Raw genomic sequence first — 10,646 nt, forward strand, 5'->3', positions numbered from 1 at the left:
CCGATCATCACGTAATCGTTCTGGCCAAGGGGGCGACCTTGGCCAGGCGGGCTGCTGCAACCTCGGTCAAGGCCTTCCGGCCGTACGTCTGAAGCGTTGCCCGGTAGACGGCGGGCTCGTCATGCCAGCCAAGCGTTTCGGCATGCCTCGCCATCACCAACGCCAGCTCCGTGGGCGGAACCTCGTCGAGGGTGCGCGGGCCCAGTTCGCGCGTCAGCGTGTCGGGTTGATGGGGCAGCCGATACGTCTTCGGCTGAATGCCGCTCTCACCGAGGGGGTTGTCTTCGACGAGCAGACCGCGACGGACGGCAGAGCTAATGATCTTGTTGACGGCGCTGGCCGAAAGCCGGGTGACACGCTGGCCGCCGGAGGCGCGGACGTAGGCCGTTTGCAGCCGCGTACCCAATACTGGCCCTTCGGCTTCGACGATGGCCACCAGGGCTTCACGCATGTCGGCCGACGCGGGTTCCGTTGGGCGAGGCGTTGAGCCGTGATACACCTCGTACGGCTTGAGACCTGCTTCCGTCGTGATCGCGGCTTCGAACTGCTGAGCTTCCCGAACGAAAGGCACGGGTGCCGTGACGGGCGGAATCATCGTGGGCGCTTCGGTGGGCAGCAGCGGTTCAGCCGATGCGGGCGTCTCCGCTTCGTGCACGACATCCCCGGCCTCTGACCAGTCGGACGGGCGGATCCCGCGGCGTTCCAACGCCGCCCACAGATCCTGCAGCACCGACGACTCGTCGACGGTGAAGGCCGACTGGGCGATTCGGAAGAATTGCCAGCCGCACCGTTCGAGCTCGCGCTGGCGTGCCATGTCGGCCTCGTATCGGTCCGGGCCGTGCCAGGTGTCCCCGTCGCATTCGACGGCGAGCCGGCTGTGCGGCCCGACGACGACCAGGTCGATGGAGTATCCGAGCGCCGGATACTGCGGAACCACGGTGTGTCCGCGCCCGGTCAACCGGTTGAAGACCCGCTGCTCGAACAGTGAATCGAAGGGCTCGACACGCTCATTCTCCGGCACTGCCGTCGGCACCACCGTGCCTCCGTACGTCTCTGGGCGCGCTGCCACCCCGTAGCAGTAGTCAAGCAGCTGATGCCGCATGTCCGCGGGATTGCTCACGTCGCTGACGCGGATCGAGTGGAAGACCCACATCTGGTCCTTGGCCCGGGACGCCGCGACGTTGTACCGCTGCACGTACATGTCCGCCGTGGCCGATCCCAACCGCACTCCCGGCTCGGCCGCGGCCACCATGCTCAGGAACGTCACGTCGCGTTCCGAGCCCTGGAAGTCGGCCGAGTCGCCGCAGCGCAACTCGCGCCGTTCCCATTCGGCCGGGTCGAGTCGTTGCAGCAGAAGGCGTTCGATGAGCTTGGCCTGGTGCGTCCCTTGCAGGGAGATGACGCCGAAGGTCAGGCCGTCGTAGCGCGGGTCAGCGATGCAGGCCTCGATCTGGTCGGCGATCGCCTCGGCTTCCGGGGGATTCGTCTTGTACGTCGTGCCGCGGACGTACCCGTCCTCGACCAGCACCGGCTTGATCGGCTCGAGGCGGTCGGCGCCGTACTGGCGCACCGGAATGAGGCGGATGTTCTCCGGCTCGTACGCGATCCGATTGGAGAAGTTGATGATCTCCGGTACGCAGCGCCGGTGCTCGACCAGCGGGATGAGGCCGCTGAATCGCATCTTCGCCTCGTCGAACAGGCTGCGCGTCGGGTCCAGCCAGGAGGCCCGGTACGGGTCGTCGTGCAGGTACTGCGCGGCCAGGTTGCGCAGATGCTGCTGGTCGACACCGACGGCCGACGGGGACACCTGCTTGTCGTCGCCGATCACCACGATCTTCGGGGCGAGATACTGCAGGAACGTCGCGGCGAGGCTGGCCTGTGAGGCCTCGTCGACAACCACGACGTCGAACATATTCGGCTCGACCTGCAGCTGCTCGGCGATCCGGTAGATCGGCATGATCCAGACCGGTACGGAGGAGCGGCAGCGGTCCATGGCCTGGCGAATCTCGGCGCGCCGCTGAACGGCGTACTTCCCGGTGCCCTTGCCGAGGCGGCGAACCAGCTGGCCGTACTGCTGAAGGTTGGCCCGGGCGGAGCCGCTGATGCGATCGGGGGAGGCGGCGTGCCGCCAGGCGCGCTCGGCGGCGAGTTCTTCCACGTGGCGGCGGATGGCGTTCTCCGTCTCCGTGACTTCCGCCTGGAGCAGGTTCAGGTCCGCGACCTGCCGGTCGGCCAACCAGTCATCCGCCGCCGTCCAGGCCCAAGCCCCGTCCCATCCGGCGAACCGACGGTCCCAGGCCGGGTCGGAGGGATCACCCGACACAGCATCATGCAGTCGCGGGGTGACGAGCCGCAGCCGGGTGCCGAGCTCGTCCCGCCGGCCGATAGCGGCACCTACCTCTTCCAAGCGGATCAGGCGGCGCACCGCTTGGGTGTACGCGGTCACGTCGCGGTCCGCGACCGCCCCGGCGAGAACGCCCAACGTGGGCGAGGCCGCCGGATCATGCAGCAGGGGAGCGACACCCGCCGCCGTGGCATCAACTCGCGAGCGGGCGACCGCGAGTCGATCCTGGGCCGCGGCCGAGTCGGCCAGGGCCGCATAGGCGCGTACGGCGTGGAGGTCTCCCCACTGCGTCCGGGGCAGGCGCAGCTGAGCGAGCCGCTGGTCCTGCTCGGCCAAGGCTGCGCCAAGGCCGAGGACCCGCTGAAGCACCGCCAGCTCGGTGGCGTGCCAGGTAAGCCGCTCCTGCGGCGTGTCCTCGGCCGGAATGGCCACGGTGGCGGGCCAGGCGCGATCGAGATTCGTCAGCAGGCGGTTCGCCTCGGTCCAGGCCAGGAACCGCTCGGCCGCGTCGGTCGTGGCGGGTGGGCGGCCGTCAACGCGAACACGGGCGAACAGGTCCTTGGCCGCCTTCACCGGCTTCGCGGCCAGCATGGAGACTTGCGGCGTGCCGTCCGGCGCGACCTTGATTTTCGCTCCGTTGGCGAGGTGCTGATGCAGGTGCTGAGCTACGGAGATGAGCGCCGCCAGCTCGGTTTCCGGTGCGGTTACGTCGGTGTAGCCCAGCCGCTGGACGTGGGGATGGGCCTGGCCGATGAGCTGTTGCAGCTGCGCGGCCCGTTCCTGCCAGATCCGGCCGCGGCCGGAGACCACATCCGCGATCGCCTCTGACATCCAGGCCTCGCGCCGGCCGGCGAGTTCGTCGGCGGTGTCCGCCAGCCGATGCAAATCCTGCTGCAGTCGCGCCCGCTCCTCCGGTGGCAGAGCGCGGACCGCGCCGAAAGCGGGATGCCCGAGTTGCGCCGCATGTGTCCGCAGTCCCGCATCGGCATCCTGCTCTTCGGCCACCGCTGCGGCGAACTCGGCTGGCGCGACCAACGCCCGAGGATCACCCAGGACGTCGCGGGCCGCTTCCTCGTCCGCGCGGATGGTGTCATCGCGCAACAAACTCAGCCACTCGACCACCTCGGCCATGGCCACCGGTGGCCGACTTCCGCGGTCGGTCAGTGGCCGTAGCCATCCGAACCGAGGCTCGACCTCCTGATGCGCCGTCGCGATCGCCGCGATGGTTCCCCGGTAGGCGCCGAGATCGTGCTGGGCCACCTCGGCCGAACGCACGTCCACGAGACGCTTGTGCAGTGCGGCTCGCTGCCGTCGCAGGCGGTCGATGGCCTCGAGGTGACCGTCGATCGCGTCGCGCGATTCGTCGGCATCGAAGTCGATGGCTCGCTGGGAGATCGTGTTGACGGCGACCTTGAGGTCCGCCATGTCCTCCCTCGATGCGCCGACCACCGCGACGGACAAAGACCGGATCGCCTCGGGAAGCTTGGCCCGCACCTCCTTGAGCGCCCGATCGGTCTGTGCCGTCACCAGCACGCGCTTGCCCTGGGCCAGCAAGTGGCTGAGCAACGCGGCAGCCGTATGAGTCTTGCCCGTGCCCGGCGGACCCTGCACCAGGGTTTGCGCGTTCCGACCTACCCGCTTAAGGACTTCAAGCTGCTTCTCGTTGACCGGAAGGGGCAGGTAGATGTCATCGTCCACGGTGACCAGCGCGCCGGGCGTCGGATCGGTCTCCACCGGTGGCCGGTAGTCGGGGTCCACGAGCGGCAGGACGCCGTTGGGCACGACGCCAGTGTCGATCAGCTGCTGCCGGATTCGTTCCAGCAGCCGGACCAGCCCGAACCGGTCGCGATTGCGCAGGACGATGGCTGGGGCCAGGGCGACGACGGCCGTGGTCGGCGTTCCCCGAGCGGGCTGCTCCGCGTCCTCGTACACGGCGTCTGGATCAAGGCTGTGCGAGACGCGCTGCAGAAGCTCGCCGACGGCGGCTCGGTCGAGCGGGTGCGCGTCGTAGTCGCGTGCCTCTTCCCGTACGGCGGTGATGTGCCGTGAGTTCGTCAAGTGCGAATCGAGCATGTCGAGTTCCAGCCGCACAGGGTCGGGCGCCTCGACCGCGGTGATCCGCAAGCTGCCGCTGATCGGATCCAGGTCGATGCTGACCGGCGTGGTGATCAGATGCCGGCGCACCGGAGCGTGGCCCTCCGGCGTCCACGCCAGGCACCCCACCGCCAGCACCAGTTCCAGCTCTTCCGGGTTGAGATCTGCTTGGGCATGCATCTCGAAGAACAGGCCGTACGCGTCCCTGACCGGTCGCTCGATCCGCTCCCGCTCGGCCCACGCGGTCCACTTCGGCAGCCAGGCGTTATAGGCGCTCGTCACCTCGGGGTGGTCCTCGAGGAGCTCCTTTTCGTCTGGCCCCTCTTCGCCGTCCAGATCAGGAATCTCCGTAAGAAGCTCCGGCACGACGTCCGGGTCGTCCAGCTCGCCGGTCAGCCAGAGAGTCAGGACCTCGTTGGGTTCCGGCGGAAGCATCCGATCGATGCGATCGATGTGGCCGATCTCGTCACCCGGCTCCGGCGTCCCGTCCCAATGAGCGAAATGCACGGCACGGTGCCGGGGCATGCCGTGCGCCCAGGCGAGCTGCCAGTATCGGTCGTACGTTCGCGGCGTCGAGATGGCCGACTGCTGCACCTGGGCCAGGAACTCGAAAAGGCGCACTGCACGATCGAGGTGGCTCGCGGGGACGGCGGTCAAAGTGGGTCCTTTCGGTGCGATGAGGGCACGCTGATCCGAACCTAGAGCGCAACCGCGACAGTCGGTGCCGGTCGTTCGTAGCTGATGTCAGAGCCGTATGGCGGAGCGTCGCAGCGCGAGAAGTCAGCTGCGGAACGTCTGTCCGTCGAGCGTATTGATGAGCTTGTCGTCGCGTACAACCTCGTAGCCGCGGTCCCGTAGGGCCGCGACGAGCCCAGCCTCGGCGGTGAGCGGAACTTCCAGGTAGTCCCCGTTGTGCACGGTGTCCATGAGGTGGCCGAACTGTTCCCGCAGGTCCTTGGGCACCAGCCTGAGCGCCCGGGCCGTCACCATGGGCGGCCAGTTGCCTTCGATGACCGTACCCAGGTCATTGATCTTGAACGGGGCATCGTCGTCGTGTTCGTCGTCGAACTCGGGGGCCGCAGGGTTCCAAATGTGCCGGCTCTCGACAGCGCGCGCCTCACCCCAAGTCCGCGCGGAGGCGATCGCGACGATCTCCCGCGCTTCCTCGGCCGCGGTCTCGCCGTCGGCGAAGGCGAGGCAGTCGTGCAGTTCAGCGTGGCCGTAGACGAGCTTACGAGTGTTGATCATGGTGAGGAAGTCTCTTAAATTCAAGGGCGCGATTACGCGCCGGGGCTGAGCTGCTGCCGCGCGACCTGCAAGCAGGCCCGCACGGTCTCTTGCGGTACGCGCATTGCACGCGCGAGCGCCTTCTCGGGCTCGTCGTAGCCGCGGCCGACGAGATCGGCGTGGATGTCGAGCAGCCCGCGGTGGTAGTCGTCCCCGTCGTCGGGCAGTGCGGCGACCCGGTCCTCGACGTAGCGGCTGACCATGGTCGCGTAGGCGCCGACAGTCGGAGTCCTGTTGTATTCGTCGGTCATGTCACCGAGGTGGTGGGTGGCGCGACGCATCGTCCCGGAGGTGATGCCGTCGGCCACCTCGATGGCGAGCCGCCGCGGGCCGGCGGCTTCCTGCCCGTCCTCCCACTCCGCGACGACGTAAAGGTCCAGGTCTCGACGTTCGAGTCTCATCACCGGTTCCTAAAGAATTTCGATCGATTCGACGATGAGCTGCGGCGCCGTCGTGTTGCCGCCCATCTGGGTGTCGTACGAGTACGAGCCCAGGACGGTCACCTTGGCCCGGAACTGGTCGTCCTCGACCAAGCTTTTCAACGTGGTCGCATCACCGGAGAAGAGCGTGTTGGTGTCGTAGTCGTAGGACTCGGCATGACGGACACCATCGGCGTTCGCCCGGAAGGCGTCCTCCCCGGTCGCCGCATCGAACTGGGTCACGACGCCGTAGACCACATACCGCTCGCCGATGTGGTCGTCGGGCGACTTGGCGACCGTCTTCCATTGCCGTGCGGTGAGCTTCTTGAACGGCGGCGGTTTCGTCGCCACCGGCTTCGTGGTGATGGGCGGGGCCGTCGTCGGGGCTGCCGTGGGCGTTGTGGTCGGCGCGCTTGTGGTAGGTGCGGTCGTTGCGGGGGCCGGTTGCGCGGCTACAGGCGAGTCCGGCTCAGCGATTGCCGTTCCGATCGCCACGCCGCCGAGGACGAGGATCGCCGCAGCTGCGGCGCCGCCTAGAGCGAGTCTGCGCGTCATCGGAGGGCCACCTTGACCCCGCCGGAGAACAGTGAGTCGTGCAGCTCGAGGCGGGTCAGCTTGGTGCCCTGGGGGATGTCGAAGACGAGCTTGCCCTTGACCGTGTTACCGGGATTGATCTCCTCGAAGAAGACCTGCTGATCCTCGTTGGCGTAGATCGCGGCGCCGGAGTCCACGGAGAACTCGGTCCCCTTGGCGTCGTAGGCCTTCTGCACGGAGTCGACCATCGTCTGCGCCTCCTTGCCGATGTTCTTGATTTGAAGGCTGACCAGGCAGAACTGACCCTGCGCCTTCTCGTTCAGGTACTGGTTGCCGACCTTGGCCACGCCGCACTTCACACCGGTCACGGTGAACTGAAAGTCGCCGTCCTTGGCCGGCTGGTTCAGCCCCGGCGCGCTGTCCTTCTTGGTCTCGGCCTTCTTCGCGCCGGTCTTTTCGGCTGCCGGCGCTGCAGTGGTCGTCTCCTCGGCCGCGCCGGTGCTGTCGTCGCCCGCGCTGACGCCGCAGGCCAGAAGCATCAGGACCGCGGACCCGCCGGCGATCCACGACCAGGTACGGCGCGTAGCCGAGCGGGGCTGCTGCAAAGAGGACATGGATGCTCCCAGGAATCGAGGGGTGGATGCGTACACAGCAACTCGCTGCGGCGACGAGGGCTATGTAAGCATCGTCCGTAGCTAGTGTCAACAGAGAATTGAGGGAGCGATTGTGTACACTACTCCCGTGGCAGGACGAGCAAGAGTCACCGCCGCCGACATCGCGCGCTTCGCGGGAGTGGGCCGGGCGGCAGTCAGCAACTGGCGCAAGCGCTACGAGTCATTCCCCGCACCGGTCGGAGGCACGGCCGCGAGCCCTCAGTTCGATCTCGAGGAGGTCGACCGCTGGCTCACCGAGAACGGCAAGGCGCTCGCCATCCCGGACGAGCACCGTCTCTGGCGCGACCTGGTCGAAGCGCAGACCGATCCGGCCGAGGCGATAGCCCGGGCGGCCGAGCAACTCAGCGGCGCCCGGCCCCTGGCCGACGCGACGCTACGAGCCGAGCTTGACGCGCTGGTTGCCCGGCCTGACGGGGGAGGCGCCCGCCGAGTGCTGCACCAGCTGTGGGCACAGTTCGCCGACACGCCCGCCCGGCGAGCCGCCAGCACACCCGACCATCTCGCCTCTCTCATGGTCCGGCTGGCCAGGATCAACGCCGGCACTGTTCTCGACCCGGCCTGCGGAAACGGCCAGCTGCTGAGGGCGGCGGCGAAGGCCGGGGCGACCGATGTCTTCGGCCAGGACATCGACGAGCCCACCGCTCGGCTCGCCGCGGCGTGGCTCGCCGTCGCCGACGTGACCGGCCAGATCCGGACCGGTGACTCCCTGCGCGCCGACGCTTTCCCGGGGCTCGCCGTCGACGCTGTGCTCGGCCATCTGCCATTCGGGCAGACCAATTGGGGGCAGGAGGAACTCGGCTACGACGCCCGGTGGGAATTCGGCGTCCCGCCACGCACGGAACCCGAGCTGGCTTGGGTCCAGCACGCCCACGCCCACCTCAAGCCGGGCGGCCTCGCCGTGCTGCTCATGCCGCCCTCCGCCGCCGCACGCCGGGCCGGCCGGCGGATCCGGGCGGAGCTGCTCCGCAAGGGCTCGCTGCGGGCAGTCATCGCCCTTCCTCCGGGCGCGGTCACCGCGATCGCGGGCGCTCTCCATGTGTGGATCCTCCAGCGCGCCGTCGGCGCTCCTGCTCCGACTATCCTGCTCGCCGACGGCCGTGCAATCGCCTCGCCCGACTCGATGGACCTGCCCGAGACCTTCGACGGGATCGCTCAGGCGGCGGAGACCTTCCTCGACGGTGGCGACCTCACGCAGTCGACGTTCGCCCACGAGATCCCCGTGATCGACCTCCTGGACGACGAGGTCGATCTCACCCCGGCCCGCCATGCGCCCGCCGGTCTGGAACACGCCGATCTCGTCCGGGAACTGGTCGCCAACCATCGCACCCTCGAACTGCAGGCGCAGTGGCTGGCGAAACACGTGCCGACCCCTCTCAAGGCCTCAGCAGACGACTCGTCACCGCCGCCCACCATCTCCATCGCTGACCTCGCGCGTAGCGGAGCGCTGGAGATCCTCGGGCCAATCCGAGGCGACGACGGCGACCCGGCCGACGTGCGGGTGCTCACGGCCGAAGACGTTCTGCGGGAGAAGCTCGCAAGCGGCAGCGATGAACGCCTGAACCAGCGCATTCTGCTCAAGGCCAGAGACGTGGTCATTCCGATGGTGGCCCGCCGCCTTGCGAGCACGGTGGTCGAGGAACGTGACTTGCAAGGCGAGGTCTTGCTCGGCCGCAACCTTTACGCCCTCCGCTGCGACCCGCAGGTGCTGAACCCCTGGTTCCTGGCCGCCCACCTCCGCACCTCCGCCAATGAGCGTCAGGCGACCAGCCTTTCGGGCCTTCTGCGCTTTGACGTTAGGAAAGCGCAAGTGCCACGGGTTCCGATAGCTGAGCAACGCCGCCACGGGGCGGCCTTCGAGCAGCTTTACCAGTTGAACCGAACGGCCAGGCAGGTAAGGGACCTTTCGGCCGAGATGACTCGGCTGACCGTCGAAGGATTGGCGTTTGGCAAGCTTCGTCCCACTGAGGAGAACTACTGAGTCAGCTGTTGCTGGACTCGCTCAAGGAGTGACGGTGAAGCTCGGTGACGGCCGCTACGAACTGGAGCGCCTTCCGCTGGCGCGCGGCGGCATGGGAGATGTGTGGCTCGGCCGCGACGTGCGGCTCGACCGTGAGATCGCCGTCAAGTTCCTGCGGTTCCCCAACGGGGTTCCGGACGAGGCTCTGGTGCGCCGCTTCGACCGCGAGTCACGCATCACCGCCAGGCTAGAACACCCGGGAGTACCGGCGGTCTACGACGTCGGCGTCCATGACGGGCGGCCTTTCCTGATCATGCAGCGCGTACACGGCATCAGCATCGCTGATCTCGTCGCGGAGCAGGGTCCTTTGCCGATCGGGTGGGCGACCGCCATCGCCGCTCAGGTCTGCGCAGTTCTCGTGGCTGCTCATACGGCGGCGCTCGTGCACCGGGACCTCAAGCCGAGCAATCTGATGCTCGGGCCTGACGGCTCGGTGAAAGTTCTCGATTTCGGTCTCGCGGTGGCCCCGACTCTCGCCGATTTCTCGAGGATCACCAACACTCACTAATCGCTGGGCACCCCCGCCTACATGGCGCCAGAGCAGGTGGAAGGAGGCAACAGCGAACCGGCAACGGATCTATACGCGCTTGGTTGCACCCTGCACGAGATGCTCACCGGAGAACTTGTCTTCAGCGCCCCCACGTCATTTTCGGTGATGACGAAGCAGATCAACGAGACGCCACCACCACTTCGGTCATTGAGGCCGGACGCGCCGGCCGAGCTGGAACGACTGATTCTCGATCTGCTGGAGAAGAAGCCGCACGATCGTCCCTCGGGGGCGCATGCGGTCTACCAACGATTGCTGCCCCATGTAGCCGATCTTGGTCAGCTGCATGGGGCTCTGCATCCCTCCGGCACCCTGAGCCCCGCTCGGCTGTACGCGGCTGTGCTCGCCAAGATTCCCGACAATCCGACTCCGGCGCCTTCCCCGACACCCGACGACCCGGACATGGCCATTTTCCGGCACCATCTGGCTACCGCCTTCATGTCTCCCGAGTGGCGCGAGGTAATTCGGAACACCGACCAGGGCGAGCCCGCTACCTCGTCGTTACTGCGAAGCCTGGCCGTACAAGATTTGCCGGTGCCGATCAGGAACGTCGAACTTGGTGGGCGGCGACAGGACGCGACGCTGGCCTGGCCGGACCACAAGGTGGCGGTGCTGCTGACAGGCGAGCGAATTACCGAAGACGAAGCTTTCAGCCGGGCCGGCTGGGATGCGCGACCGGCCGGCGACTGGACTCCGGAGGAGCTAGCCGGCCGGATCGCTGCGTAAGCCC

General features: G+C 67.6%; 6 protein-coding genes and 1 pseudogene. 2 read left to right on the forward strand and 5 right to left on the reverse strand.

The features are described 5' to 3' along the window. Positions 1 to 7: 7 nt before the first annotated feature. The 5 genes from AB0J66_RS12535 to AB0J66_RS12555 all read right to left on the reverse strand — a co-directional run bounded on the left by AB0J66_RS12535 (position 8) and on the right by AB0J66_RS12555 (position 7,292). Positions 8 to 5,095 (reverse strand): AAA domain-containing protein, encoded by a 5,088-nt coding sequence (locus AB0J66_RS12535; protein ID WP_364659131.1) that lies wholly within the window; start codon positions 5,093 to 5,095, stop codon positions 8 to 10. A 123-nt stretch (positions 5,096 to 5,218) separates the two neighbouring features. Beyond that, positions 5,219 to 5,686, reverse strand: coding sequence for a hypothetical protein (locus AB0J66_RS12540; protein WP_364659133.1), 468 nt, complete (start codon positions 5,684 to 5,686; stop codon positions 5,219 to 5,221). A gap of 32 nt (positions 5,687 to 5,718) precedes the next feature. Beyond that, positions 5,719 to 6,126: a hypothetical protein gene (locus tag AB0J66_RS12545; protein ID WP_364659135.1), complete on the reverse strand. Its 408-nt coding sequence runs from the start codon at positions 6,124 to 6,126 to the stop codon at positions 5,719 to 5,721. Positions 6,127 to 6,135: 9 nt separating this feature from the next. Continuing rightward, the gene (locus tag AB0J66_RS12550; RefSeq protein ID WP_364659137.1) at positions 6,136 to 6,495 is read right to left on the reverse strand and encodes a hypothetical protein; all 360 of its coding nucleotides are present in this window, start codon (positions 6,493 to 6,495) and stop codon (positions 6,136 to 6,138) included. 200 nt (positions 6,496 to 6,695) lie between these two features. Further along, positions 6,696 to 7,292 (reverse strand): DUF4352 domain-containing protein, encoded by a 597-nt coding sequence (locus tag AB0J66_RS12555; protein WP_364659139.1) that lies wholly within the window; start codon positions 7,290 to 7,292, stop codon positions 6,696 to 6,698. A 127-nt stretch (positions 7,293 to 7,419) separates the two neighbouring features. Here AB0J66_RS12555 and AB0J66_RS12560 point away from each other — a divergent pair, with 127 nt between their 5' ends. Together AB0J66_RS12560 and AB0J66_RS12565 are read left to right on the forward strand one after the other, a co-directional pair. Beyond that, positions 7,420 to 9,330, forward strand: a complete 1,911-nt coding sequence (locus AB0J66_RS12560; protein ID WP_364659141.1) for an N-6 DNA methylase — start codon at positions 7,420 to 7,422, stop codon at positions 9,328 to 9,330. 34 nt (positions 9,331 to 9,364) lie between these two features. Then, a pseudogene (locus tag AB0J66_RS12565) lies at positions 9,365 to 10,642 on the forward strand (serine/threonine-protein kinase). Positions 10,643 to 10,646 lie beyond the last annotated feature (4 nt).

Source organism: Actinoplanes sp. NPDC049598, assembly GCF_040675435.1.
Lineage (GTDB): Bacteria > Actinomycetota > Actinomycetes > Mycobacteriales > Micromonosporaceae > Actinoplanes.